Source organism: Phyllobacterium sp. P30BS-XVII (genome assembly GCF_014138335.1).
Taxonomy (GTDB): Bacteria; Pseudomonadota; Alphaproteobacteria; order Rhizobiales; family Rhizobiaceae; genus Phyllobacterium; species Phyllobacterium meliloti.
In genome coordinates this window covers 218,074-244,650 of the sequence record NZ_JACGXO010000006.1, presented here as the reverse complement: position 1 = coordinate 244,650, position 26,577 = coordinate 218,074, and the positions used below count along the sequence as shown (strand labels likewise).

The following is a 26,577-nucleotide window of genomic DNA, read 5'->3' as shown; positions in this document are numbered from 1 at the left end:
GGTGGATTGCAGGGAGCCTAGGTTCTGCAACGTTGGCAAATAGCGTTGCAACGCCTCCCTTTCCGTCATCCTCGGGCTTGACCCGAGGATGACGGAGAAGGAGGGTGTCGTCCTCAATTCATGCTGGTTAGCACTTCATCGAACTGTTCCAGCGCCCAATCCACCTGATTGCGCGTGATCACCAGCGGCGGGGCAATGCGGATCGTATCGCCATGGGTATCCTTGGCCAGAATTCCGCGTTCCTTCAACTCGTAGCAGAACCGGTTGGCACCACCGGCTTCCGGATGCAGCTCAATCGCCAGCATCAGGCCACGACCACGTACTTCACGCACAATATTGCTGCGGATGCCCTTGAGCTGCTGCAGGAAATATTCACCTTCGATGCGCGAATTTTCAATCATATTCTCTTCAGTCAGCACGCGCAGCGCTGCCCGGGCGATGGCGCAGGCAAGCGGATTGCCGCCAAATGTGCTTCCATGCTGACCGGGTTTCAGAACGCCGAGCACATCGCTGTTCGAAAGCACAGCTGAAACCGGATAAAAACCGCCTGACAATGCCTTGCCGATCAGCGTGACATCCGCTTCGATAGCCTCATGCTGCTCGGCAAGCAGGGCACCGGTACGGCCAAGGCCCGTCTGGATTTCATCGAGGATCAGCGTGACGTTATTTTCAGTGCAAAGTTCGCGCACCTTGGGGAAATAACCCTTTGGCGGGATTTTGACACCGGCTTCACCCTGAATAGGCTCAACGAGGAAAGCCACCGTATTGGGTGTCAGTGCTGCCGCAAACGCATCAATATCGCCGAATGGCACGACCTTGAAGCCCGGCGCAAAAGGGCCAAAGTTCTCTCGCGCCGATGGGTCAGTGCTGAAACCGACGATACCCATGGTGCGGCCATGAAAATTATCGGAACAGACGATGATCTCGGCGGCATTCTCTGGCACGCCCTTGACCTCATAGCCCCATTTGCGAACGGCCTTGATGGCAGTCTCGACGGCTTCGGCGCCGCTGTTCATCGGCAAAATCTTGTGCGAGCCTGTGAGCGCCGCCAGTTCCTCGTAGAACAAAGCCAACTGGTCATTGCGAAACGCGCGTGAGGTCAGCGTGAGCTTTGATGCCTGTTCAGTCATTGCGCGGAGGATTTTGGGATGGCAATGGCCCTGATTGACAGCCGAATAGGCCGAGAGGCAATCGAGATAACGATTGCCATCGATATCCCAGACATGCACGCCTTCACCGCGCGACAGAACCACATCAAGCGGCTTGTAATTATGAGCGCCAAGACGGGACTCGGTCGAAATCAGTTGGGCGGCTGTCTGCAGCAAAATATCCTCCTATTTGCCAATTTTCTTATACGTTGAGAGCAGTGGTGCTCTGGTCTGACTGGGCGGGCCGTTCATAAATCTGCCGGCCGAACAGGCTGGCGACGAGATCGACAAGCAGCATGGCGCTCTTGCCGCGATCATCGAGAAACGGGTTAAGTTCAACGATATCGAGCGAACCGACAACGCCGGAATCGTGCAGCATTTCCATGGCGAGATGCGCTTCGCGATAGGTCGCGCCGCCGGGAACTGTCGTGCCGACACCGGGTGCGAGCGATGGATCGATGAAATCCACGTCAAAGCTGACATGCAGGATGCCATTGGCCTTTTGCACGCGTTCAATGATGCGGCGCATCAGCTTGGCCACGCCGAACTCATCGATCTGGCGCATGTCGATGACATCAATGCCGCGTTCACGCAGCAGCTTCCGCTCGACCGTATCGATGGAGCGAATGCCGAAAAGATGCAGGTTTTCAGGTTTGATCAGGCCATGCGGCTCATCGCCAAACACGCCTTCAAGGCCAGGTTCGTTGCACAGGAGCGCCGCAGACATGCCATGCATATTGCCCGATGGCGATGTGGCGGGTGTGTTGAAATCCGAATGGGCATCGAGCCAGAGCACGAAGAGTTCGCGATTGTTTTCCTGACAGTAGCGGGCAACACCAGCGACGGAACCCATGGAAAGGGAATGGTCGCCACCGAGAATAACCGGAAATTCCCCCGCCTTCATCGCTTCATAGGTCTCAACGCAGAGCATACGCGACCACGCGGCAATCTTTTCGATGTAGTGAGCAAGACCGGCAACTGGCGGGACGACGGGCAGTACATCGGGCAGGCGAAGGTCGCCATGATCATCAACAGGATGGCCCATTTCTTCCAATGTGCGGACGAGACCGGCAGTGCGCAGCGCCGCAGGTCCCATCAGGGCACCGAGACGACCGGCGCCTTCCTCGATAGGGGCGCCGACAATCATCAATTTCTGTTTTGGGTCGTTCTCAAATTTGCCGAGCATGTTCATCAACAAGCGCCACTTTCGCGTTCAATTGGTCAATAGATGGAAGCCGGAGTTTTCTCCGTAAGCGCCAGTATACTGCCAGCCCGAGGCGGTGACAAATAGACAGCATCCTGATAGAAATGCGCAACTTAATGTGCAGATTGCGCAACAGAATTGTACAAATTGGAATATGATATGGATGATCTCGACCGCCGATTGCTGTCTTTGCTCCGGGATGATTGCCGCATGCCCGTTTCGTCGATGGCAACATTGCTGGGTATTTCGCGCGCCACCGTCCGCGCACGCGTCGACAAGCTGACAACTGATGGCACCATTCAGGGTTTTACCGTGACGCTGAAAGCCGGGGCGGGTGTTTATGGTGTGCGTGCCATTGCCATGATCGAAGTGGCGGGCCAAGGTGCGGAGAAAGTTATCCGCCGTCTGCAGGGATTTCCCGAGATTCGCGCGCTGCATACGACCAATGGACGTTGGGATATTGTCGCGGAAATCGAAGTCGAAACCCTTGAAGCCTTCGATCATACTTTGCGGGACATTCGCCATATTGACGGAATCACCCTGACCGAGACAAGTATCCTTCTTTCAACCCGCAAAAGCGGGTGAAATCACCGGGAGATAGCAACGGATGTATATCCGGGAAATTCCATGGCTGGAACCTGTAGAAGCCGCCGAACGCCTCAGGCCATTCGGCGGCTTGAGCTTTCTCGACAGTGCCATGCGTCATGACCAGCTTGGCCGTTATTCCTATGTGGCCGCCGATCCCTTCGGAAAACTGGCGGTAAGAGACGGTGTAGTCCACTGGAACGATGAAGCATCGCAACTTCCGCCACTGGAGGCGCTCTCCTATTATCTGGACCTGTACCGGCTCGAGGATCAGCCCGATCTTCCCCCGTTCCACGGTGGAGCAATCGGTTATTTTTCCTATGAATTCGGACGCTTGCTGGAAAATCTTCCCGAACCGGTAAAGCAGCCGCAAGGCGACGTTCCGGATGCGGTCTGGAGTTTTTATGATGTCGTTCTTGCCTTCGATCATCTGAAACAAAAGGTCTGGCTGGTTTCATCGGGCTTGCCGGAGCAGGCGGGGGAACAACGGACGGCTCGTGCCGTAGAGCGTTCGGACGCCTTCTTTGCCGCGCTCGAAAAACAACTGGGACAGCACAGCTCTCCAAGACCGCGCATTGCGCGAGAAGTCTGGCAATCCAATTTCGAGCGTGAGGCCTATATGCGGGCTGTCGCTGGGGTGGTTGAATACATTCTCGACGGCGATATTTTTCAGGCCAACATCGCGCAGCGCTTTAGCGCTGATCTTCCTGATGATTATCCCGTCTGGTCGTTCTACAAAGCCTTGCGCCAGCGCAATGCTGCAACATTTGCCGCCTATCTTGAACATGACGATCTGGTGATAGCCTCAAGTTCGCCGGAGAGGTTTTTGTCGGTGCGCGGCAGGAATGTTGAAACACGGCCAATCAAGGGAACAGTGCCGCGCTCGGCTGATCCTGACATCGACCGGCAGCACGCGGATGAACTGCTGGCTTCGGAAAAGGATCGCGCTGAAAACCTGATGATTGTTGATCTGATGCGCAACGACCTTTCGCGCGTCTGCAATCCCCATTCTGTTCTAACGCCTGTGCTGTGCGGTCTGGAATCCTATGCCAGTGTGCATCATCTGGTTTCCGTGGTGACGGGCCGTCTGGCCGATGACAGGACATTGCCCGACCTGATCCGCGCGGCATTCCCCGGCGGTTCGATCACCGGCGCACCAAAATTGCGGGCGATGGAGATCATCACGGAAACCGAACATGTCGCGCGGGGCATTTATTGCGGTTCGATCGGCTTTATCGGCTTCAATGGCAATATGGATACCAATATCGCTATCCGCACAGTGCTGTTTCAGGGTGCCAAGGCTGTATTTCAGGCGGGTGGAGGTATCACGGCGCTATCCGATCCGGCAGCGGAATATCAGGAGACGCTCGATAAGGCGGTGCGGATTTTCGATGTGTTCGATATGGCCGGAGATATCGGGTCATGATCCTCATCATTGATAATTACGATTCGTTCGTTTTCACCGTGGCGCGCTATTTTGCCGAACTTGGCGAGGAGACGCAGGTTGTACGCAATGATGCGATCTCGATTGCCGACATTGAAACGCTAAAGCCCTCGGCTCTCGTTATTTCGCCGGGACCATGCGGACCGCATGAAGCGGGCCAGTCGCTGGCCATCATTGAAAAGTTCAGCGGTACGCTTCCTATTCTGGGCATCTGCCTTGGCCACCAGTGCATTGGCGAAGCCTTTGGTGGCAGGGTTTTGCGGGCGCAAGAGCCTATGCATGGCCGTTCATCACTGATCCAGCACGATGGAACAGGGGTGTTCAAGGGACTGCCAAGCCCATTCAAGGCAGGGCGTTACCATTCGCTTATTGTCGTTGCCGATGAAAACACCGCCGCGCTCACTGTAACAGCACGTTCGGACAAGGGCGAAATCATGGGGCTCGCACACAATGAGCACCCGACCTTTGGCGTACAGTTTCATCCGGAATCGGTGCTGACGGAATATGGCCATGCAATGCTGGGCAATTTCCTGCGCCTTGGCCGTCAGTTCCATCAGCGGAAGAAATCGTGAACCGATAAGAGTACGCCGCTATTTTCGCCTCTTTGTTCGATATTGCTGTTGGCTGGCAACCTATTCATCGGCTACACCTTCAATCGAACAATGAGCGGCATCGACCAGCTCTCAATCAACATCCCACAGGCAGGAGACCAACCATGCTTCGCAAGACCGATTTCTATATCAATGGAAAATGGACAGCTCCAGCCGTGGCCAGAGACCTTGAAGTCATCAATCCTGCCGATGAGCAGGCATTTGCCGTCATTTCGGTTGGATCAGCCGCCGATGTCGATGCTGCCGTTGCTGCGGCACGCAAGGCATTTACCACATGGAGCGTGACAAGCCGCGAAGAGCGTATCGCGTGGCTTGAACGCCTGACCGCTGTCTATGAAGCGCGTATCAACGATATGGCGCAGGCGATTTCCTCGGAAATGGGTGCGCCGATCAAAATGGCGCTGGAAGAGCAGGCGGCCTCGGGCACCAGCCACCTCAAGGCTTTCATGCGCGCTCTGAGGGATTTCAAATTCGAACGGCCATTGGATGAACACAACAGGAATGTCCTGATCGCCTATGAACCAATCGGGGTTTGCGGCCTGATCACACCATGGAACTGGCCAATGAATCAGGTCATCCTCAAGGTTGTGCCTGCTATCGCTGCCGGTTGCACCGTTGTGCTCAAGCCTTCTGAAATTGCACCGATCTCGTCAGTTGTATTTGCCGAAATGATCGATGCGTCGGGCCTGCCGGCTGGTGTTTTCAACATGGTCAATGGCGATGGCCCGTCGGTCGGTGCTGCCATGTCTGCACATCCGGGTATCGACATGATGTCCTTCACCGGCTCGACCCGCGCAGGCATTGCCGTCACCAAGGCAGCTGCCGATACGGTCAAGCGCGTGTCGCTGGAACTTGGCGGCAAGTCACCCAATATTGTTTTTGCCGACAGCGATGTTGAAGCTGCGGTCGCGCGCGGCGTTCTGCATGTTTTCAACAATACGGGCCAGTCCTGCAATGCGCCAACGCGCATGCTGGTGGAACGCTCGGTTTACGCCAAGGCAACGGAAGTGGCTGCCGCCACAGCCAAGGCGACCGTGGTTGGCGATCCGGCAAAGGATGGCGACCATATGGGCCCGCTCGTTTCCGAAGCACAGTTCAACAAGGTACAGGGCCTGATTGAGCAGGGCATCAAGGAAGGTGCGCGCCTGATTGCCGGTGGTACTGGCCGTCCGGAAGGTTTCAATCGCGGCTATTTCGTTCGTCCAACCGTGTTTGCTGATGTAAACAACGATATGACGATTGCCCGTGAAGAAATCTTTGGACCGGTGCTTGCCATGATCCCGTTCGACACGGAAGAAGAGGCCGTCGAAATCGCCAATGACACGCCTTATGGGCTCGCCGCCTATATTCAATCGGGTGATCGTGAACGGATCAAACGCGTGTCGAAACAGCTGCGTGCCGGTATGGTTCGTGTGAACGGCGCTTCGCATAAGGCAGACGCACCTTTCGGCGGCTACAAGCAGTCCGGCATTGGCCGTGAGGGCGGTCATTGGGGACTGGAAGACTTTCTTGAGGTCAAGGCAATCAGCGGCTGGGAAGACAGCGCCGCCTGATATCAGTGCTTTGCGTCCAATGGTTGAGCAGGGTAGTAGTAACCCTCTGAAATTGCGCATAATCCTGCAGAATTCGATTTGGATTTCAGGGGTTATGGGCTAACTGACAGTCTGACAGTGTACGACATGTCAGGAAGGCAGGTGCGGACCGATGGACGAAACTGAAACATTGCCTCAGTCCGCCGATGAAGAGCGGGACGTCGACATTTACGGCGAAGACGGCGCTGTCCGCTCTTCCTATCTTGCCCGTGTCGGCGCCGCCATTGCGGATCGCGATGTTCTGTTTCTGCGGTCCCACGTCGGCAAGCTGCACCAGTCCGAACTCGGCCATGTGCTCGAGGCGTTGCAATCAGAGCAGCGCTCGGCACTCATCGAGCTTCTTGGCGATGAATTCGATTTCGCATCACTGACGGAAGTCGACGAGGCCGTGCGCCTCGAAATCGTCGACGCCATGCCGAATCAGCAGATCGCTGAAGCGGTTCAGGACCTTGATTCCGATGACGCGGTCTACATTCTTGAGGATCTTGACCAGGAAGACCGCGACGAGATTCTGGCGCAGCTGCCATTTACCGAACGCGTTCGCCTTCGTCGCTCTCTCGGCTATCCGGAAGAAACCGCCGGTCGCCGTATGCAGACGGAGTTTGTTGCGGTTCCACCATTCTGGACCGTCGGACAGACCATCGACTACATGCGCAATAACGCGGATTTGCCTGAATCCTTTTCGCAGATTTTCGTCATCGACCCGATGTTCCGGTTGCTCGGTGCCATTGATCTTGATCGTATCCTGCGCGCCGGTCGTGATGCGAAGATCGACGAGATCATGCACGAGACGCGTCACGCCATTCCTGCGACCATGGATCAGGAAGAAGCGGCGCAAATCTTTGAACAGTACGATCTTCTATCTGCAGCCGTTGTTGATGAGAATGAGCGGCTCGTGGGCGTGCTGACCATTGAGAACATCGTCGACGTTATTCAGGAAGAGGCCGAAGAGGATATCATGCGCCTCGGCGGCGTCGGCGACGAAGAACTTTCCGACTCGGTCTTTTCAACATCCCGTTCACGCACGCCATGGCTGGTCGTCAATCTGTTCACCGCGTTTCTGTCCGCATCCATCATCGGGCTGTTCGACGGTACGATCCAGCAGATGGTTGCGCTTGCGGTCCTTATGCCAATCGTAGCATCAATGGGCGGCAACGCGGCGACCCAGACCATGACCGTCACCGTGCGCGCTTTGGCGACCCGGCACATGGACATCTACAATGCGGGCCGCATCATCCGCCGCGAGGCTTCGGTTGGCCTGATTAACGGCATGGTGTTCGCGCTATTGATCGCCATGGTGGCAGGCCTTTGGTTCCAGAGCGCCGAACTTGGCGGAATTATCGCCACAGCCATGATCATCAACATGATGGCGGCGGCACTGGGTGGCATCCTGATTCCCTTGCTGCTCGACAAGTTCGGAGCTGATCCGGCTATTTCATCGGCGGTTTTTGTAACGACTGTAACCGACGTTGTCGGCTTTTTCTCATTTTTGGGATTGGCAACCTGGTGGTTTGCACTGGGTTGAAACGCCTCTTACGTAAGGTTTGTGACCAACGTTCATTTGTGCGAACAAAGGTGCAATTGACTTTTACGTAATTGCGTGGCCAAACATTCGTGTGAAATAAAGAGAAACAGAGCAGTGTCTGTCATGCGCGAATATTATTCCATTACTGAGCTGACGCGGGAGTTTGGCGTTTCGACGCGGACATTGCGCTTTTACGAGGACGAGGGGCTGATCCATCCGGTTCGCCGTGGACGCACCCGCCTGTTTCGTCCATCAGACCGGCATCTTCTCAAGCAGATCCTTCGCGGCAAGCGCCTCGGCTTTTCCATCGCCGAGATCCACGAGATCGTGCAAATGTACACCGAGCCACCGGGTGAAATGGGTCAACTGCACCTTTTGATGAAGCGCGTGGAAGAAAAGCGTGCTGATCTTCGCCAAAAACGCCGGGATATTGAAGAGACACTGACGGAACTCGATCAGGTTGAGGAAGCCTGCATTGAGCGCTTGGCAGAGCTGGGTGTGAATACCTGAGATAGATATCTTCAGATGTGTGGTGTGGTTCCGTGGTTCGACAGGCTCACCATGAGGGAGAGTGGGGATGTAAGGGAGCTTTATTCTGCAACCCTTATGCCCAACCTTTGTGCCTGAGCCTTTGTGATTTATGCCGAAACCTTCGCGATTATCGTTGCATCCACACTCTCCCTCATGGTGAGCTTGTCGAACCACGAACCACACCATTTAAGGCTGCATCGCCTCATTGGTACACATACCGGTAATATCCTGTATCTGCGGATCATTGTCCTGCGTGCGCTTGCCCGCATAGACATCATCGAAAATCTTCTGCGTTTCCAGCTGGCTCATGGTGCAGGTGCAGAAGCGCTCGCAGAACGCCTTGTCATTCTCCACGGAACAGGTGCGCGTGCATTCCCGGTCAAAAACCTCGTGTGGCGTCAGCGTTGCAGGGGGAAACACCTGTGCAATCAGAAAAACACAGCCCATCAGCACAGGCTGATGGATAAGATAGAACGCCAGACTGTGCTGGCCGATGAACCGCAATCCACGGTCGAGCCAGCCAGGACGGATATTCCCTGCGAAAATTCGCGTGAGATTGAAGTGCAGTAGAGTTTTGGCAAGGGCCATTCCGGCGAGTACCGGACCGAACCACGGGAACACCGGTACGTAATCATTTGAGCGGATTGGCATTTCCGACAGGCCCAGCGGCCAGAAAACCGGCGCGTCGAACGTGGCCGATGCCAGATAATGCGGTGCGGCGACAACAGCGGCCGCCGCCACGGCAATCACGATGGCCGGAAGGCGCAGGAACAACAGGCCGAGCACGCTGGCGGCGGCAATCTCGTGCAGAATGCCGAAAAACACAAAACTATCGGGGGTGATATACCGGGTAACAAGCGTGATCGCGAGCGATGCCGCAACAATCTGCGCAAGGCGGATACCAAAGGGCCGCCAGCGAATGCCGTTGCGATGTGCCAGAACAAGGCTGAAACCGACCAGTACGAGAAAGGTCGAAGCGATGATGCGGGCATACAGCTTCCACGCGCCATGGCCCGTGGTGCCGGGCTCCATATAGCCGAAAAACTCGAAATCCCAGCCCGTATGGTAGGTCGCCATGGCGATGAGCGCGATCCCGCGCAGAAGGTCCAGCTTGCCAAGACGGGATTTGGCGGGCTGGGTCAACGTCTCGGTCTGGCTCATACGGGAATCTCGATTAATGCAACTTGGTGCAAGCTAAGGGAGTTGGAAAACAAAATCCACGGCTTTCCGATGGGTTGGATGGGCAACATTTCGCACTTATTTCAACAGTTTCAGTGAAACAGACATATTATGTCGCTTGATTGACTGCTATCCCTTGCGTGGCGTCCGATTGTCCAAGGGCGCTCGAATCAGCACATCCCCGATAGCCAAGCCCGTGATCAATCAAGTTCGCCATCCTATCTGGATCAGTACGGCCAAACGTCCGACAGCTCGGGTGTTTGCGATCCTCTTTGGCATCGAGTCCATGGCCCGTGCGATTATCACCAGCGTGGTGCCGATCCAGACCTATGATCTGCTGCAGAGCGAACGCAGCGTCAGTATCCTTTACACCTGCATGTCGATGCTCGGATTGATGGTGACACTATCCATTCCGCTGCTGATTGTCCGCATTCCGCGCCGCTGGGTCTATACATCTGGTGCGGTGTCGCTGATGCTCGGCTGCGCTGCCTTTGCGCTGGATACGGTGCCGGGACAGGCGGCTGGGCTTTTCCTGCGCACTTTTGGCGCGGGCGCATTGTCGATCACGCTAAGCCTCTACATCATGGATCATATCAAGAGGGGCGAACTGGTCCGCGCCGAATCCGTGCGCATGGCAACGGCCACCGTTGCGTGGACAGCGGGGCCATTCCTTGGCGTTTTCCTCTACAGCACGATGGGCATGATCGCGCCGTTCCTGCTTTCAATAGGCTTCTCCCTGCTGCTGCTGACGTTGTTCTGGTATTTCCGCCTGAGCGACAATCCGGCCCTGCAGAAAGGTCCGAGCCGCGCCGCCAATCCCATTGCCAATGTCAGGCGGTTTGTTGCCCAGCCACGTCTGCGGCTGGCATGGCTCATTGCATTCTCGCGGTCGTGCTACTGGAGCACGTTCTTTGTCTATGGCCCTATTCTCATGGTGGCGACGGGGCAGGGCAAGCTTGCGGGTGGTCTGCTCGTATCGCTTGGCAACCTGTTTCTGCTCGGGTCGATCCTATGGGGCAAGGTTGGCATGGCCAAGGGTTTGATGCGGACGATTTCAGGTGTCTTCGTCCTTCTGGCATTGGCGCTGGCCGGTGCCGGACTTGCCGGTGAAAAATTCCCGATGATTGCCGCGCTCATGCTGCTGACCGGCGCTTTTTTCTGTGTCGCGCTGGATACGCTGGCGTCAACGACATTCATTCGCGCGGTTCATCCGCATGAGCGGGCACAAATGACCTCGGTTTACCGAACCTATCTCGATTTCTCCGAGCTTTTACCAGCGTTCTTCTATTCGATTATTCTGACATTTTTCAGCCTTGGCGCGATTTTCATCGCGCTTGGAATGCTGATGGTATTCACGGCAATTGTCGTCTGGCGCTACCTGCCGCGCGGACTATGAATCGGTGTCGGCATTATTGCGCATGAGCGCATCGCGGGCGTTCGAGAAAAACTGACGGCGCAAGAGAACAACCGCAACAAGGCTCGTTGTGATCATGAACAATATGGGGTCGAGGAACCATCCGAGATAGCCGATGGAAAAGAATATCCCGCGCAACCCACTGTTGAAATGCTGGCCAGCCAGAATGTTGATCTCTGCCGCCCGGTTGACAGCAAAGACCACCTGCGGATCATCAGGCGCCTTGTCACGCGCCATCGGCACGCCGCCGATCAGAATTGAGCAGTAGTTGAACAGCCGGTATGCCCAGGCAAACTTGAAGAACGCATAGGCGAAGAGAACCAGCAGGCCGAGAACTTTGGTTTCAAACAGCCGCTCGGTTGTCTCGCCCAGAAACGGTATGTCGTGGAAAAGCGTGACCACCCGCCCGGATGAATTCAGCAGGCCGAAACAGCCGCCAATGGCGAGAATCGATGTTGACGCAAAAAAGCCGGTGCCTTGCTGCAACCCAATCATGATGCTGGTGTCGATCATGCGAAGCTCGCGGCTGGACATGGTGGTCATCCATTGCCGCCTTGCCAGATTCATTTCCGATGTCAGTGAGCGCCGATTGAGAAATCCGTTCGCTGTCGTGTGCGAATAGAGGCACCAGACGCCAAAGAAATAAGCGAGGGCCAGCGCATCAACCCAGTAGGACATTAAGCGTGCGGATTCCATGCGGGCTCTCTCAGTGTGAGATGAAGGCTATGAACGGCAAGTTACTCGTTTTACCGTTGCACTCAACATGATTTTACCCCAATCGTAAACGGTGCCGTCGGCAATATTTCCATTTAAGATGTTGATATCATTGGTGTCATGCGCTTGGCGCATTTCAGCCATGCGTCTGTTCGCCCTGATTTTGCCACCTTTAGCGTTGCGAAGAGGGGGATGGGCAGTTATATCCACTCTCCCAGAGACGGAGCGTTTCAGAAGAATCGCGTCCTTCCAAGAGAAACAGGGAAATACAAAATTCATGGACGATAGCGTTCAAAAATCCTGCTGGGGCATTACAGCTTGGGCAGTCATTGGTTTTGCAGTGATTTTGCTTGTGACCTATCTGGTCGTCATTCACTGAGTAAAATAGCAGGCTCCATACCAGTTGAGCCGGAATAATTTTCTGATGTAAGGGTGCGGCGCGACTGCACCCTTTTTCTTTGGTCTGGCATGTCGTAGAAACACAACGCTAGGTCGGTGGCTGGCTTCGGCGCAGACGCTGGAGCAGCCATTATACGCTATATGCAATTTCACCTGTTGAGGTAGTCCGAATGTTCCTGTCGGTTTTCGATCTGTATAAAATCGGCATTGGTCCTTCGAGTTCTCACACGATGGGCCCGATGACGGCTGGCGGGTTGTTTCTGGAAGAATTGAAAAGCGGACAATGGCCACGGCCCACGGGCGTGAAGGTTGACCGGTTGCGCGTGCATCTGCACGGTTCTCTGGCCTTCACCGGTGTCGGCCATGCGACGGATCGCGCGGTTATTCTGGGCCTGTGCGGTCTTCTGCCCGCCACGATTGATCCCAATCAGATGGATGCGCTGCTGGAGACAGTGAAGCAGGAAAAGCGTATCCGCCCGGAAGGACATCCTGCCTATCGCTTCGATCCGGCTACGGATTTGATCATGGATCGCCGGACGCCATTGCCGGGTCACGCTAATGGCATGGCCTTCGAAGCCTATGATGCGGATGAACGCCTGTTGCTGCGCCGTATTTTCTATTCGATTGGTGGTGGCTTTGTTGTCACCGAAGAAGAGCTTGAAAGCGCCAAGACCCGGACGGCTCCCAAAGCTGAAGACCCGGTTCCATTCCCGTTCAAGAATGCCGCGCAGATGCTTGCCATGAGCGAGGAAAGCGGATTGTCCATTGCGGAAATGAAACGCCGCAACGAAGAAGTTTTCATGAGCCGCGACGATCTGAATACCGGTCTTGATCGCATCTGGTCGGCCATGCGCTCCTGTATTGATCGTGGTCTGGAGCAGGAAGGCATTATGCCCGGCGGGCTCAAGGTCAAGCGCCGCGCCCGTTATCTGCATGACCGGCTGCAGGAAGAATGGCGGCAGAACCGCATGAATCCGCTTCTGGCCAATGACTGGCTTTCGGTTTACGCCATGGCCGTCAACGAGGAAAACGCGGCTGGCGGGCGGGTTGTCACCGCACCAACCAATGGCGCTGCGGGCGTCGTCCCGGCAGTGCTGCGCTATTACCTGCATTTCCATGATGATGCGGATGCCGATGGTATACGCGACTTCCTGCTGACGTCAGCTGCCGTTGGCGGCGTCATCAAGCACAATGCGTCCATTTCAGGCGCGGAAGTCGGTTGTCAGGGCGAGGTGGGTTCCGCCTCTGCCATGGCAGCTGCCGGGCTCGCCGCCGTTATGGGCGGTTCGGCTGCCCAGATCGAGAATGCGGCAGAAATCGCGCTGGAACATCATCTTGGCATGACCTGCGATCCCGTCGCCGGTCTCGTGCAGGTGCCTTGCATCGAGCGCAATGCGCTTGGCGCGGTCAAAGCTGTGACCGCTGCCTCACTCGCCATCAAAGGCGATGGCACGCACTTCGTACCGCTCGACGCCTGTATCGAAACCATGCGCCAGACAGGGCGTGACATGAACGAGCGTTATAAGGAAACCAGTCTCGGCGGTCTTGCCGTAAATGTGGTCGAGTGCTGATATCTGCACAATACCCGCGCATTGCCGAAAACACTTTCAATAAATCAGATACAGTCAAATCCCAAAATGGTGCCATAGTTTCATCCCGCCCGATCAGTGACATCTGGTTGGGCTGCACAAAGGTATTGGGAGGACACTACCTTGGCATCAAATTTACATGGGAATACACCGCAAGAACGACCTGAAGACGAAAATCTGGGAATAGCGGCCAATCTGGCCTACGGCTTTCAACATGTCCTGACCATGTATGGCGGGATCATAGCCGTTCCCTTGATCTTGGGACAGGCGGCGGGATTGTCGCCGAACGATATCGGTCTGCTGATCACCGCATCGCTTTTTGCCGGAGGGCTGGCCACGATCCTGCAAACAATGGGTTTGCCCTTCTTTGGCTCCCGATTACCGCTTGTTCAGGGCGTATCATTCGCCGGTGTGGCAACAATGGTTGCCATAACAGGCAGCGGTGGCATTGAGGCTGTGCTGGGTGCCGTGATGGTCGCCTCGTTCATAGGGTTGTTGATCACACCAATCTTCTCAAGAATCACCCGTTTTTTTCCACCATTGGTCACGGGAATTGTCATCACGACCATTGGCCTGACACTTATGCCTGTTGCAGCGCGTTGGGCGATGGGCGGCAACAGCAAGTCACCGGATTTTGGCAGCATGGCCAATATTGCGCTGGCGGCTCTGACTTTGGTCATCGTGCTTCTGCTCAGTAAGGTTGGCAGTGCCAGGATTTCACGGCTTTCGATCCTATTGGCCATCGTCATCGGAACGCTGATTGCACTGGCACTTGGCATGACCGACTTCTCGAAAGTAAGCGATGGGCCGATTGTTGCCCTGCCGACGATTTTCCAATGGGGTTATCCGACCTTTCAGCTCGCCGCGATCATTTCCATGTTCATCGTTATCATGGTGACCCTGGTCGAGACATCGGCTGACATTCTGGCCGTCGGCGAGATCATCGAGACCAAGGTGGACTCACGCCGTCTTGGCGATGGTCTGCGCGCCGACATGCTTTCAAGCCTGATTGCGCCGGTCTTCGGTTCGTTCACCCAAAGCGCCTTTGCCCAGAATGTCGGACTGGTTGCGGTAACGGGCATAAAGAGCCGCTATGTGGTGGCAACGGGTGGGCTATTTCTGGTCGGCCTTGGTTTGCTGCCGGTCATGGGCCGCGTCGTCGCCGCTGTGCCAAGTGCTGTACTTGGCGGTGCCGGAGTGGTTCTTTTCGGCACAGTGGCCGCAAGCGGCATCAGGACGCTCTCCAAGGTCGATTACAAAAACAATATGAACCTGATTGTTGTCGCCACATCGCTTGGCTTCGGCATGATCCCGATTGCTTCACCAACCTTCTACGATCATTTCCCCAGCTGGTTTGCCACCATCTTTCACTCGGGCATCAGCTCGGCGGCGCTCATGGCAATTACATTGAACATCGTGTTCAACCATTTGACCGCCGGGAACTCGGATCAGCAGTCGGTATTTGTTGCGGGAACAGAACGCGTGCTGCGCTATCAGGATATCGCCGAACTGCACGATGGCGATTACTTCCTCAACGGCAAGCTATATGACGCGGAGGGAACGGAAGTGCCGGTTGTTGCGCCGGATCATCCGGCTGTTGTTTCCAAACGGCAAGCCGTTGGTGGAAGCGCCATTGCGGCAACCGGTCACTAAGTGTTTACCGAAGTCAGCGGACGAAATCACTTCGTTCGCTGACCCTTTGTGGAGAACCCATGGGTTTTGGTTGACCTTGGCACGCGAAAGCGTCAATTCTCTCTCCCATGGCTCTCAATCTCGTTAAACTTTGCGTCGGCTGCACTGCGATCGAAGATCTTGCGGCATGGATCGATTTCCGGCTGGATGAGCGCAGGCGCGCCGGTCTGTCGCCGGAGCAGTTTCACACCACGCGCATGGTTCCCAAACGTGTCGAGGAATTATTGGCTGGCGGATCGCTCTATTGGGTGATCAAGGGCAATGTCCAATGCCGCCAGATACTCACTGATATCCGCACCTTTACCGATGATGAGGGTATCTCACGCTGTCATCTGGTGCTTGATCCGCGCATCATCGTGACGGAATGGCAGCCACGCCGGGCATTTCAGGGGTGGCGGTATTTGACAAGTGAAGATGCGCCTGCAGATGAAGGGCAGGGCAAAGGCCGGGCCAAACTGCCACCGGAACTGCGCAACGAACTCGCGTCGTTGGGGTTGCTTTAAAACAAGCTCAGGCGGGTCTCAGGAAATTTTCAAACGGACTGCCGAAACGCCGTTGCGATTACCAGAGTGAATACGCACATTGACTTGCGGCATTGCTGCCCGGCGCGTTCTGGCAGCCTGACAAAGCAGAATATTCACCAGATCCATTGTCTTGAACGGCGAATTTCCACGCCGGAGATCGGCGATACGTTGGGCCGCCTGTTGCAAACCGCCAAACAGCGACCGTGATTCCTTGCCAGTGATACCGGCTGGGCGATGGAAATCATTGACAATAGACATTCGCAAAACCCTCTACTTCAGACACTTGGGTCTTTCGGATCGTTTGCCTTACGATTGCGGCGCAATCGCAAAGCAGTTGAAATTCTGGCGCTTCAGCGCAACACAGGCACTGTTCGCCGCCTTGGCAGAAGCAATCCCGGCAAAACGGGCGCGGTAGTACGTCGCCGAACCCTTCTGGAATTTTTCCGTATAGATCGAGAGTGACGCCACAGGACCACCGACTTCAGATGCAGCGCGGGAAAGAATTGCCTTGGCTTCGTCAGCACTGCCCATCGAGCCGATCTGCACCATCCAGCCGCTGGCTGAACCCTTTTCAGGAGCCGAAGCAGTGGTCACAGGATCAACCTCTGCAACGTCTTCTTCAGCTGTATCGACGCGCGCTGTTGGAGTTGGAACACGCAGGATCTGGGCCGCAGGAGATGACTGAGCAGGAGCGGAGGCATAGGCCGTTGCGGTGACGACATTGTTGGTTTGCGCCACAACTTCGTCACGCTGCACCGGCATTGGTGCATCTTCCTCATCAGGAAGATCAACCGCTGCGACCTGAACCTTGCTGTTCTTGCGGGAAGCAAGCAGATTGCCGCCGTCACGACGCGATGCGCCTGGAAGATACTGTTCAATCAGCTTGGCCATCTGGGCATCACGGGCACCGCCACTTGTGCCGCCCATGACAACAGCGACCATTTTCTTGCCGTCTACATTGACCGAAGAAACGAGATTGAAACCGGAGTCGCGGGTATAGCCGGTCTTGATTCCATCAACGCCGCGCACCTTCCCGAGCAGACGGTTGTGACCGGCAATGCGGCGACCGCGATAGTTGAAGGCGCGGGTCGAGAAATAGTCGTAATATTGCGGGAAATGCTCACGCAGGGCGATACCGAGCAAGGCCAGATCGCGCGCTGATGAGCGCTGCTGTGGGTTTGGCAGGCCCGATGCATTGCGGAATGTGGTGTTGCGCATGCCGAGCTGGCGCGCCTTGTTGGTCATCATCTGGGCAAAGCGCTGTTCCGAACCGCCGAGATACTCGCCGATTGCGGTGGCGGAGTCGTTGGCCGATTTGGTGATGACGGAGAGAATCGCTGCTTCAGCGCTGATTGTCTGACCGGGTTTGAACCCGATTTTTGTCGGTGGCTGGCCAGCAGCATAGGCAGAAACCGGAATGGGCGTCGACTTTGACACCTTGCCGGCTTCCATGGCTTCAAACAGCATATAGAGCGTCATCATCTTGGTCAGCGATGCTGGAAAACGCTGCGCATCCGCATTGGATGAATAGAGCGTCTTGCCCGTATTGGCATCGACAACAATGGCTGATGCCTTTGATGATGCTTCGGCTTTCGGGGTTTCTATGAAACCTATTCCGGAAGCAAGCGCCAAGGCCAGGAATGCATGTGTCAGTTTGGTATAAAGTCTGGAACCTTGGCGGGCTGGGTAAAGCACAATCAACACCTGCTCGTACGAAAGCGTATATGAAATTCAACTGACGTAATGTTTCGCCAGATACGGATCGTCGAACTTTAGCCGCAACAGCGTTACCAAACTGTTTATGGTAACCGGAAAGTTCACGAATTTGCGGGTGTTCGATCTTTTAAAATCGTCAAGAATTATTGCAGCGCACAATAAAATTGACTTTTTGTGCATTGCACACTAATTGAGTGCCAAGAGGAAAATTCATCCAAGGAAGGATTTATCATGGCCAATCCGTTTGAAACTCTCAATGAGTCCGGCAAGGAATTCGTCAACAACTCCCTGAAGAGTGTATCCGTGCTTTCGCAGGGCCTGCAGACAATTGCCAATGAAGCCGCTGACTACTCCAAGAAGTCTTTCGAAGACGGTACAGCGCTCGTTGAAAAGCTTGGCACGACCAAGTCGGTAGAGCAGCTTTTCGAAGCGCAGACTGCATTCTCCAAGAAGGCTTACGAAGCTTTCGTTGCTCAGGCCACCAAGTTCGGTGAGCTTTATGCCGACCTCGCCAAGGAAGCCTACAAGCCTTACGAGGCTGCGGTTGCCAAGGTCACCAAATAATTCCAGATTTATTTCTGGGTCTGACAAGGTCCGGTTGCCCGCGCAACCGGACTTTTTTTGTTTCTAACGCCCAAAACGGGCTGTGCAGCGACAAGTTGATATTGCATGCTTCGAGAGAGGGCTTAAAATCGACGCGTTGCAACCTACATAGGATACACAGGGCAACACATGACCACCAAATGCGGGTATTGGAAGAGATGAAGCGGTTTGCACCAACAATGCAAGATGACGACAAAGGCAGCGGCAATGGCCCCGGCCGGGGAACAGCTGTCATCACAAGAACCAAGCCCAAACTCAAGAAGCCGAGTCTTTACCGGGTGTTGCTCCTGAATGACGATTATACTCCCATGGAATTCGTCATTCACGTTCTGGAACGCTTTTTCCAGAAAAACAAAGAAGATGCCACGCGCATCATGCTTCATGTGCATAATCATGGAGTTGGAGAGTGTGGTGTCTTTACCTATGAGGTCGCGGAGTCCAAGATGACCCAAGTCATGGACTATGCGCGGCAAAACCAACATCCGCTGCAATGCGTGATGGAGAAAAAGTGAGGTTTCATGCCATCTTTCTCACCTAGTCTGGAGCGGGCCCTCCATCAGGCGCTGACGATCGCGAACGAGCATCATCATGAATATGCAACGCTGGAGCATCTGCTCCTTGCGCTCATTGATGATCAGGACGCGAGCAGTGTCATGCGCGCCTGCAATGTTGACCTCGCACAGCTAACCCGCACCGTGACCGATTATGTCGATCACGAGCTGGACAACCTTGTCACCGGGTATGATGAGGATTCAAAGCCAACTGCCGCCTTCCAGCGCGTCATCCAGCGTGCCGTTATTCACGTTCAATCCTCCAATCGTGAAGAAGTAACCGGCGCCAATGTTCTTGTGGCGATTTTCGCCGAGCGGGAAAGCCATGCGGCATTCTTCCTGCAGGAACAGCAGATGACACGTTACGACGCGGTCAACTACATCTCCCATGGCATCTCGAAGCGCCCCGGCGCTGCCGAGCCGCGCACCCCCTTGGGTGCGGAGAGCAACAATGAAGAAAACCATGCTGCCGAGTCGGAAGAGGGCGCAACAAAGAAGAAGCAGGATGCCCTGACGGCCTACTGCAACAATCTGAACGACCGGGCGAAAGCGGGCAAGATCGATCCATTGATCGGCCGTGATCAGGAGATCAACCGGACAATCCAGATTCTTTGCCGCCGTTCCAAGAACAACCCGCTTTATGTGGGTGATCCGGGTGTTGGCAAAACAGCCATCGCCGAAGGTCTCGCCAAGCGGATTGTCGAAGGCAAGGTTCCCTCCGTTTTGGCGGATGCCACGGTGTTTTCGCTGGATATGGGCACGCTGCTTGCCGGAACACGCTATCGCGGTGATTTCGAAGAACGCCTGAAGCAGGTCATCAAGGAACTCGAGGAGTTTCCGGGTGCGATCCTGTTCATCGATGAGATTCACACGATCATCGGTGCTGGCGCTACTTCAGGCGGCGCAATGGATGCGTCTAACCTTCTGAAGCCTGCGCTATCGTCAGGAGCCATTCGTTGCATCGGTTCAACGACTTACAAGGAATTCCGCCAGTTCTTTGAAAAGGACAGGGCGCTTGTTCGCCGTTTCCAGAAAATCGATGTCAATGAACCATCCATCCCGGATGCCATTGAGATCATGAAGGGTCTTCGCCCTTATTTTGAAGACTTCCACAAGGTCAAGTACACGGTGGAGGCAATCAAATCGGCGGTGGAACTGTCGGCACGCTATATCAACGACCGCAAATTGCCCGACAAGGCAATCGATGTGATCGATGAAACCGGCGCCAGCCAGATGCTTCTGCCTGAGTCGAAGCGCAAGAAGTCCATTGGCGTGAAGGAAATCGAGGCAACCATTGCCACGATGGCCCGCATCCCGCCAAAGACCGTCTCCAAGGATGACGAAGCTGTTCTGTCCAATCTTGAGGCTGAGCTGAAGCGCGTTGTCTATGGTCAGGATCTAGCGATTGAAGCCCTGTCATCCTCGATCAAGCTGGCCCGTGCCGGATTGCGCGAACCGGAGAAGCCAATCGGCTCCTATCTGTTCTCGGGTCCCACCGGCGTCGGCAAGACCGAAGTTGCCAAGCAGCTGGCTGCGTCGCTCGGTGTGGAACTCCTGCGTTTCGACATGTCTGAATATATGGAGCGTCACACGGTCTCGCGTCTGCTCGGCGCACCTCCCGGCTATGTCGGCTTTGATCAGGGTGGTCTTTTGACCGATGGCGTTGATCAGCATCCGCATTGCGTGCTGTTGCTCGACGAAATCGAAAAGGCACATCCGGATCTGTTCAACATCCTGTTGCAGGTTATGGATCATGGCAAGCTGACGGATCACAATGGCAAGCAGATTGATTTCCGCAACGTCATTCTGATCATGACAACCAATGCAGGCGCGTCCGATGCGGCACGTTCGGCCATCGGGTTTGGCTCGTCGCGTCGTGAAGGCGATGACATGGAAGCGATCAACCGGCTGTTTACGCCGGAGTTCCGCAACCGTCTCGATGCCATCATTCCGTTTGGTCCATTGCCGGTTCCGGTTATCCATCAGGTTGTCCAGAAATTCGTCATCCAGCTTGAGGCACAGCTTGCCGATCGCGGCGTGACGTTTGATCTGAAGCCTGAAGCAATCGCCTGGCTGGCCGAAAAGGGTTATGACGACCGCATGGGCGCCCGTCCGCTTGGCCGCGTCATTCAGGAATACATCAAGAAGCCATTGGCTGATGAAGTCCTGTTTGGCAGGTTGAAGAAGGGTGGCACGGTTGTCGTCTCGGTTGCCGAGAAGGCCGATGGCTCGAAGGGGCTTGTTCTGGATTACCTCGCCGATGAAGTGGCGGTGAAGCCCAAGCAGGAGATTGCAACTCCGAAAAAGCCGGTGGCGAAGAAGAAGCCTTCTCCGAAAAAGCCGGTGCTTGAAAAAGTGACGGCGGGACCATCCATTGCCGATGATCCGACACCGCCATCACGCGGCAAGGCGTCGGTACCGAAAGTACCACGCAAGAAATAATGAAAAGGCCGCTTTTAGCGGCCTTTTTCTTGCTGGCATGACGGGATCGGGTTATCGGTTGGATATGGCCGATTCCGAATTTTCTCCCTCGCCAGAACAGGAAGACGATAGCCTGAGAACCCGGTTCTCATGGTTTCTCTCCGGCGTATCGATGATTTTCAGCATACCGGCCTTCATCCTCATGACGGCGCATGTGGGTTTTGCCGGTTTTGCCAGTGAGAACGGCGTTTCGCTGTTGCAGGCGAGCTTCATGGTCGCGGCAATCTGGGCACTCCCGGCCAATATTGTTCTGATCGGCGCAATATCAGGAGGCTATTCGCTTCTCGGAGCAGCCATTGCTGTCGCCCTGTCATCAATACGGCTGATGCCGATGGTGGCTGCGTTTATTCCGGAAATGCGCGGACCAAAGACACGAAAGATTACACTGCTGTTTCTGTCGCATTTCATTGCTGTTACCGCCTGGGTGATGGGCATGGAGCGGTTCCAGCACATTCCCCGCAATATGCGTACGAGTTACTTTGCCGGGCTCGGCATGACGCTGACAGTGACCAATTCGCTTGTTGTCGCGCTTGTCTATTTTCTCTCGACGGATTTTCCGCCGATTGTCTTTGCAGCGTTGTTCTTTTTGACACCCATGTACTTTCTGACATCACTATGGGGGTCGGCGCGTGACCGGTCTATCCATGTGGCCATGGTGTCCGGCCTCGTATTGTTTCCGCTCATTCATCATCTGGCACCAGCTTATGATCTTTTGCTGACCGGTTTTGCCGGGGGCGCGGCTACCATGGGGTATGTGTATTGGGCGAGGGCGCGCGCATCATGACCTGGCATAGCCTGACCGACTGGTGGTGGCCCTATCTCTTCATTCTGCTGGCTGGCTGGCTGCCAACCGATATCTGGCGTTATCTCGGTGTTTTGATTGGCGGCAAGGTGCGTGAGGATTCCGATGCGCTCATTGCCGTGCGCGCTGTCGCCACAGCGCTTGTTGCAGGTGTAATCGCGCAACTTATTCTTTATCCGAGTGGATCGCTTGCTGAATCCTCGATTTTCCTGCGTATTAGCGCAGCCGCCGTCGGGTTTCTGGCCTATTTGCGCCTTGGCCGTCATGTCATTGTAAGTGTAATCGCCGCCGAAATTGTTCTTATTACGGGGCTCTATTTTTCATAAAACTTGAATCATTTGGATTCAGCCATCCTTAAACGAGGCTGGGTATATTGGACCCGCATAAAGGGCTCCAAGATGAATTTGCATCCGGCTGAAAAGATTTGCGCTGGCATCATCGCCACCTTGTTGGTTTTCGACGCCATCCTCATTCCTGTCAGAGGCGTTGGCGTAGACTGGATCAATTATGCCCTGATGTCCGCCATCGGGCTAACCGCAATCGGTGTCGGACAATTTTATCGTACGGTGCGTCCGGAAGAAAAGATTGCTTTGGCGGCAACCGCGTCGGGTCTGTTCATTCTTTTCACGATTGTGGGTTCAGTTTTCAACTACCTGTTACTGCCGGTTGGCCCCCGCCGTATCGATGACATCCTGACGAAGTTTGATGCTTACCTTGGGTTCTCGTGGACTGACGCCGTCATTTATGTTGCTTCTATGCCTGCACTCGGCAGTCTCTTGCGCTGGATTTACGCGAGTTCAATGCCGCAACTCATTCTGATCATTCTTATTCTGGGATTTTCTGGCCAAAGGGACGGGTTGCATCGCTTCCTGTTAACAGGATTGATAGGCGCCCTGATTTCCATAGCACTTTGGGCAATGTTTCCAAGTTCGGGACCCGCAGCGTTCGAAATGCTGCCAGCCAGCATTTCCAGTACGTTGGATATGGTTGTTGGAAGCAGTTATGGTGCAGAATTGAACCGGCTCGCACTTGAGGGCCCCACATTCCTGTCACCGAAAGACGCGCTCGGATTGATAGCATTTCCTTCGTTTCACACGGTTATGGCGTGCATGGCAGTCTGGTTCATGTTCAGGATGGCATTTGCATTCCCGGTATTTCTGATCATCAACATATTGATGCTACCCGCCATTCTTGTGCATGGCGGGCATCATCTCGTCGATGTTATCGGAGGTTTTGCTGTGTTTGGTATTGCTTTGTTTGCAAGCAAACAGTTGGTGCGGTCAACTAGACTTTCGCCAGTGCCTGCCTGATCTTTTCCGCATTTGCCGCGAGCACACCTTGATCTTCCATCTGTCCGGTATGGGGTTTCAATGCGACACCCTCAAAACGTGGAATAATGTGAAAATGCAGGTGAAAGACCGTCTGACCGGAGGCCGGTTCGTTGAACTGGATCACCGTTACGCCATCCGCATTGAACGCCGATTTGGCAGCGCGCGCGAGTTTCTGCGTTGTAGCGATCACCGCCGCGAGGCTGGCCGGTGCAACATCCAGAATATTGCGCGATGGCACTTTCGGTATCACCAGACAGTGGCCATTACCTTGCGGCATCACATCCATGAAGGCGTAGGTGTCGGCATCCTCGTAAAGCTTGTGCGAAGGGATTTCACCGCGCAGGATTTTTGCAAACACATTGTTGTCGTCATAGGTCTGGCTCATGGGGCACCCGTTTTGTCTCAGTGATGAATCGGATGTTTGCCATGTGACGCTGCAAGGTCAAGCGTTCAACAGTCGGATTTCTTGAACGGAGCATGTTCATTGAGAACTTCGCTCATCATGGCGACCTCATTGCGCTCCTGCTCGAGAAAACCCGCAATGGCACGGCGCAGACCCTCATGCGCGATATAATGGGCAGAATGAGTCGTTACCGGCAAATAGCCGCGTGCAAGTTTGTGCTCACCCTGCGCACCTGCTTCAACCACTTGCAGCTTGTGTTTAATGGCGAAATCAATGGCCTGATGGTAGCAGACCTCGAAATGCAGGAACCGGTGATCCTCGATGCAACCCCAATGGCGGCCGAAGAGCCTGTTGGAACCAATGAAATTAATGGCACCAGCGATATAGCGGCCGTCACGCCGTGCCATCATCAAAACGATATCATCGGGCATGCGCTCGCCAATGAGGCGATAGAACTCACGATTGAGGTAAGGGCGACCCCATTTGCGGTTGCCGGTATCCGTATAGAAGGTGAAAAAGTCGTCCCAGACAGGTTTGGTCAAAGCGCTGCCGGTCAGATGATCAATTGCAATGCCATTGGAAAGCGCTTCACGCCGCTCACGCTTCAAAGCTTTGCGTTTGCGTGCTGCCAGAGTTTCCAGAAAATCATCATAGGTTTCATAGCCTTCGTTGAAGAAGTGAAACTGCTGATCAATGCGATGCAGGAACCCGGCTTCGTTGAAAGCGGGCAGGTCGTCATCATTCACAAAGGTTGAATGCGCTGAGGAAACGCCGAGTTGTCCTGTCAATTGCCGCAGACCATTGGCTAGGGCAGCGCGAACAGCAGGACCATCCCAATCACGATGTGCAAGCAGGCGAGGGCCGGTCGCAGGGGTGAAAGGAATGCTCGCCTGCAGCTTTGGATAGTATCGTCCACCTGCGCGCTCGAAGGCGTCGGCCCAGCCATGGTCAAAGACGTATTCGCCTTGGCTATGACCCTTCAGATAGCACGGCACCGCGCCTATGACGGTTCCAGCTGCGTCTTCCAAGCGGAGGAATTGCGGAAGCCAGCCGGATTTCCGCTCGACGCAGCCGGAATCTTCCAATGCGGAGAGGAAGGCGTAGGAAAGAAAGGGATTATAGTCAGGTGCATCTCTCGATGTGCCGGAAAGCTGCGACCATTCCTGTGGTGTAAACGCGCCGATGCCATCGCCGACGCGCAAGGTAAACTCGCCCTGATCAAGATTTGACATTGGTGAATTAGATTCCTGACGTTGCCGGCAGGATAAAATCGCCTCGCTGCCTTTGTTTAAACTAGGTATTTCACCCGGCGATACAAGAGGCGGCGAGGCAGAAGATGAGCCCATTCAAACCGTTCGCGGATCAAATCCCTCAAACGTGATCTGATCGACATGCGCATCGCTTATCGCCTTGTCATCAGGGCTGCGCACTGTCCAGGAAATCACCGGGAGACCCAGCTTACCCTTCACAAAACCGATAAACCGGTTTTCCAGATGATGAACATTGTAGGAAACGAAATCGATATCATAGGCCAGCATGGCGAAATGCGCTTCCAGATCGCTATCCTTCAGCCCCTCGGCGGTGAGCCCGGCGGGAATGCCGGGGGCATCCCTGCCAAACAATCTGATGAGATGGTGATCGAAGGACATGATGGCCGCATCGCCCTTATAGTCAGCCAAATCTCTGGCCACGGCCTTAACCAGACCATCATCACGCCCCGGAATGCCCTTGAGTTCGATCACAATAGGAACGCGTCCGGCAATAAGTTTCAGCGCTTCAGCCAGCGTCGGCACATGATCTTTGGTGCCACCCACCCGCAAGGCTGCGGCATCGGCAACCGAAACGTCATGAATATTGCCTGATTTGCCAACCAGTCGGTCCAGCGTTCCATCGTGGAAAACAACGGCTTCGCCATCGGAAGACAGATGCACATCGCATTCAATGGCAAAACCGGCGCTTGCCGCAGCGTCAAACGCAGAAAGCGTATTTTCCCAACGGGATTTGTTGAGGTCATGCAATCCGCGGTGGGCAATCGGCGTTTTCGTCAGCCAGTCCAAAGATGCCATAATCAGCGAACCTCGATAATAGCTTCGATTTCCACAGGCGCATTGAGTGGCAGAACGGCAGTGCCAACAGCTGAGCGTGCGTGACGGCCCTTGTCGCCGAGTACGGCAACCAGCAGATCGGAAGCGCCATTGGCGACGAGATGCTGTTCGGTGAAATTGGCAGATGAGGCCACGAATACGGTAATCTTTACAACTTTCTCGATCTTTTCCAGATCGCCAAGCGCGGCCTTTGCCTGTGCGAGAATGTTGATGGCACAGGCTTTTGCCGCTTCCTGACCCTGCGCGAGCGTAAGATCAGCACCGAGCAAACCCGTGTGAATAAGTTTACCGCCTGCCAGTGGCAACTGTCCTGATGTCAGAAGCCAGGAGCCGCTTTGTGCAAACGGGACGTAATTGGCCGCCGGTGCTGCGGCGACGGGGAGGGTGATGCCAAGCTCGTTTAGACGGCTGTCGATGGTGCTGCTCATGGGATT

At 54.9% G+C, this 26,577-nt stretch carries 27 protein-coding genes; 16 read left to right on the top strand and 11 right to left on the bottom strand.

Annotation, left to right across the window (positions count from 1 at the left end):
- Window positions 1–113 precede the first annotated feature (113 nt).
- Together rocD and rocF are read right to left on the bottom strand one after the other, a co-directional pair.
- Window positions 114–1,322, bottom strand: coding sequence for an ornithine--oxo-acid transaminase (rocD, locus tag FHW17_RS17950; protein WP_112529317.1), 1,209 nt, complete (start codon window positions 1,320–1,322; stop codon window positions 114–116).
- Window positions 1,323–1,350: 28 nt separating this feature from the next.
- The gene (gene rocF, locus FHW17_RS17945) at window positions 1,351–2,340 is read right to left on the bottom strand and encodes an arginase (protein WP_112529262.1); all 990 of its coding nucleotides are present in this window, start codon (window positions 2,338–2,340) and stop codon (window positions 1,351–1,353) included.
- 171 nt (window positions 2,341–2,511) lie between these two features.
- Here rocF and FHW17_RS17940 point away from each other — a divergent pair, with 171 nt between their 5' ends.
- From FHW17_RS17940 to FHW17_RS17915, 6 genes are all read left to right on the top strand, one after another.
- Window positions 2,512–2,937 (top strand): Lrp/AsnC family transcriptional regulator, encoded by a 426-nt coding sequence (locus tag FHW17_RS17940; protein WP_105732917.1) that lies wholly within the window; start codon window positions 2,512–2,514, stop codon window positions 2,935–2,937.
- A gap of 22 nt (window positions 2,938–2,959) precedes the next feature.
- Window positions 2,960–4,363, top strand: coding sequence for an aminodeoxychorismate synthase component I (pabB, locus tag FHW17_RS17935; RefSeq protein ID WP_182510456.1), 1,404 nt, complete (start codon window positions 2,960–2,962; stop codon window positions 4,361–4,363).
- Window positions 4,360–4,953, top strand: coding sequence for an aminodeoxychorismate/anthranilate synthase component II (locus FHW17_RS17930; RefSeq protein ID WP_182510455.1), 594 nt, complete (start codon window positions 4,360–4,362; stop codon window positions 4,951–4,953). Before pabB ends, FHW17_RS17930 begins: the two co-directional genes overlap by 4 nt.
- Before the next feature lie 143 nt (window positions 4,954–5,096).
- Window positions 5,097–6,545 (top strand): aldehyde dehydrogenase family protein, encoded by a 1,449-nt coding sequence (locus FHW17_RS17925; RefSeq protein ID WP_182510454.1) that lies wholly within the window; start codon window positions 5,097–5,099, stop codon window positions 6,543–6,545.
- Window positions 6,546–6,696: 151 nt separating this feature from the next.
- Entirely contained in the window at window positions 6,697–8,109 is a 1,413-nt protein-coding gene (mgtE, locus tag FHW17_RS17920; RefSeq protein ID WP_182510453.1) for a magnesium transporter, read from the top strand.
- 123 nt (window positions 8,110–8,232) lie between these two features.
- A complete protein-coding gene (locus FHW17_RS17915) occupies window positions 8,233–8,619 on the top strand; it encodes a MerR family DNA-binding transcriptional regulator (protein WP_112529271.1) in 387 nt (128 codons plus the stop codon).
- A gap of 207 nt (window positions 8,620–8,826) precedes the next feature.
- On the opposite strand, the gene FHW17_RS17910 is transcribed toward FHW17_RS17915, so the two are convergent.
- Window positions 8,827–9,801, bottom strand: a complete 975-nt coding sequence (locus tag FHW17_RS17910) for a DUF1624 domain-containing protein (protein ID WP_112529273.1) — start codon at window positions 9,799–9,801, stop codon at window positions 8,827–8,829.
- Between the two features lie 214 nt (window positions 9,802–10,015).
- Here FHW17_RS17910 and FHW17_RS17905 point away from each other — a divergent pair, with 214 nt between their 5' ends.
- Entirely contained in the window at window positions 10,016–11,215 is a 1,200-nt protein-coding gene (locus FHW17_RS17905; protein WP_112529319.1) for an MFS transporter, read from the top strand.
- On the opposite strand, the gene FHW17_RS17900 is transcribed toward FHW17_RS17905, so the two are convergent.
- Together FHW17_RS17900 and FHW17_RS25385 are read right to left on the bottom strand one after the other, a co-directional pair.
- Window positions 11,210–11,929: a DUF599 family protein gene (locus FHW17_RS17900; RefSeq protein ID WP_112529275.1), complete on the bottom strand. Its 720-nt coding sequence runs from the start codon at window positions 11,927–11,929 to the stop codon at window positions 11,210–11,212. The genes FHW17_RS17905 and FHW17_RS17900 overlap by 6 nt on opposite strands.
- Before the next feature lie 27 nt (window positions 11,930–11,956).
- Window positions 11,957–12,091, bottom strand: a complete 135-nt coding sequence (locus tag FHW17_RS25385) for a hypothetical protein (RefSeq protein ID WP_255784400.1) — start codon at window positions 12,089–12,091, stop codon at window positions 11,957–11,959.
- A gap of 425 nt (window positions 12,092–12,516) precedes the next feature.
- On the opposite strand from FHW17_RS25385, the gene FHW17_RS17895 reads away from it, so the two are divergent.
- The 3 genes from FHW17_RS17895 to FHW17_RS17885 all read left to right on the top strand — a co-directional run bounded on the left by FHW17_RS17895 (window position 12,517) and on the right by FHW17_RS17885 (window position 16,130).
- On the top strand, window positions 12,517–13,917 hold the full coding sequence (locus FHW17_RS17895; protein ID WP_112529279.1) for an L-serine ammonia-lyase: 1,401 nt from the start codon (window positions 12,517–12,519) through the stop codon (window positions 13,915–13,917).
- 141 nt (window positions 13,918–14,058) lie between these two features.
- Window positions 14,059–15,588 carry a nucleobase:cation symporter-2 family protein gene (locus FHW17_RS17890; protein WP_182510452.1) on the top strand — a complete coding sequence of 510 codons (1,530 nt, stop codon included), beginning with the start codon at window positions 14,059–14,061 and terminating at the stop codon, window positions 15,586–15,588.
- Between the two features lie 107 nt (window positions 15,589–15,695).
- Complete coding sequence (locus FHW17_RS17885; protein ID WP_091884850.1) at window positions 15,696–16,130, top strand: DUF1489 family protein; 435 nt, start codon at window positions 15,696–15,698, stop codon at window positions 16,128–16,130.
- Window positions 16,131–16,148: 18 nt separating this feature from the next.
- Here FHW17_RS17885 and FHW17_RS17880 read toward each other — a convergent pair whose 3' ends face one another.
- Window positions 16,149–16,409: a hypothetical protein gene (locus FHW17_RS17880; RefSeq protein WP_112529283.1), complete on the bottom strand. Its 261-nt coding sequence runs from the start codon at window positions 16,407–16,409 to the stop codon at window positions 16,149–16,151.
- A gap of 48 nt (window positions 16,410–16,457) precedes the next feature.
- Entirely contained in the window at window positions 16,458–17,789 is a 1,332-nt protein-coding gene (locus FHW17_RS17875; protein ID WP_246706902.1) for a D-alanyl-D-alanine carboxypeptidase, read from the bottom strand.
- A gap of 309 nt (window positions 17,790–18,098) precedes the next feature.
- On the opposite strand from FHW17_RS17875, the gene FHW17_RS17870 reads away from it, so the two are divergent.
- The 6 genes from FHW17_RS17870 (at window position 18,099) to FHW17_RS17845 (ending at window position 23,614) form a co-directional block, all read left to right on the top strand.
- On the top strand, window positions 18,099–18,431 hold the full coding sequence (locus FHW17_RS17870) for a phasin family protein (RefSeq protein WP_112529285.1): 333 nt from the start codon (window positions 18,099–18,101) through the stop codon (window positions 18,429–18,431).
- 218 nt (window positions 18,432–18,649) lie between these two features.
- Entirely contained in the window at window positions 18,650–18,982 is a 333-nt protein-coding gene (gene clpS / locus FHW17_RS17865) for an ATP-dependent Clp protease adapter ClpS (RefSeq protein WP_162700234.1), read from the top strand.
- 6 nt (window positions 18,983–18,988) lie between these two features.
- Window positions 18,989–21,463: an ATP-dependent Clp protease ATP-binding subunit ClpA gene (clpA, locus tag FHW17_RS17860; protein WP_112529289.1), complete on the top strand. Its 2,475-nt coding sequence runs from the start codon at window positions 18,989–18,991 to the stop codon at window positions 21,461–21,463.
- Window positions 21,464–21,644: 181 nt separating this feature from the next.
- The gene (locus tag FHW17_RS17855) at window positions 21,645–22,286 is read left to right on the top strand and encodes an AzlC family ABC transporter permease (protein ID WP_112529323.1); all 642 of its coding nucleotides are present in this window, start codon (window positions 21,645–21,647) and stop codon (window positions 22,284–22,286) included.
- Window positions 22,283–22,630, top strand: a complete 348-nt coding sequence (locus FHW17_RS17850; RefSeq protein WP_112529291.1) for an AzlD domain-containing protein — start codon at window positions 22,283–22,285, stop codon at window positions 22,628–22,630. Before FHW17_RS17855 ends, FHW17_RS17850 begins: the two co-directional genes overlap by 4 nt.
- A gap of 72 nt (window positions 22,631–22,702) precedes the next feature.
- Window positions 22,703–23,614: a phosphatase PAP2 family protein gene (locus tag FHW17_RS17845; RefSeq protein WP_112529293.1), complete on the top strand. Its 912-nt coding sequence runs from the start codon at window positions 22,703–22,705 to the stop codon at window positions 23,612–23,614.
- On the opposite strand, the gene FHW17_RS17840 is transcribed toward FHW17_RS17845, so the two are convergent.
- From FHW17_RS17840 to FHW17_RS17825, 4 genes are all read right to left on the bottom strand, one after another.
- Window positions 23,589–24,020 carry an HIT family protein gene (locus FHW17_RS17840; RefSeq protein ID WP_112529295.1) on the bottom strand — a complete coding sequence of 144 codons (432 nt, stop codon included), beginning with the start codon at window positions 24,018–24,020 and terminating at the stop codon, window positions 23,589–23,591. The two genes, FHW17_RS17845 and FHW17_RS17840, sit on opposite strands and share 26 nt — an antisense overlap.
- Before the next feature lie 65 nt (window positions 24,021–24,085).
- Window positions 24,086–25,270 (bottom strand): GNAT family N-acetyltransferase, encoded by a 1,185-nt coding sequence (locus FHW17_RS17835; RefSeq protein ID WP_113094788.1) that lies wholly within the window; start codon window positions 25,268–25,270, stop codon window positions 24,086–24,088.
- A 114-nt stretch (window positions 25,271–25,384) separates the two neighbouring features.
- Complete coding sequence (locus tag FHW17_RS17830; protein WP_182510451.1) at window positions 25,385–26,104, bottom strand: glycerophosphodiester phosphodiesterase; 720 nt, start codon at window positions 26,102–26,104, stop codon at window positions 25,385–25,387.
- Window positions 26,105–26,106: 2 nt separating this feature from the next.
- Window positions 26,107–26,571, bottom strand: a complete 465-nt coding sequence (locus FHW17_RS17825) for a RidA family protein (RefSeq protein WP_091884544.1) — start codon at window positions 26,569–26,571, stop codon at window positions 26,107–26,109.
- Between the last annotated feature and the right edge of the window lie 6 nt (window positions 26,572–26,577).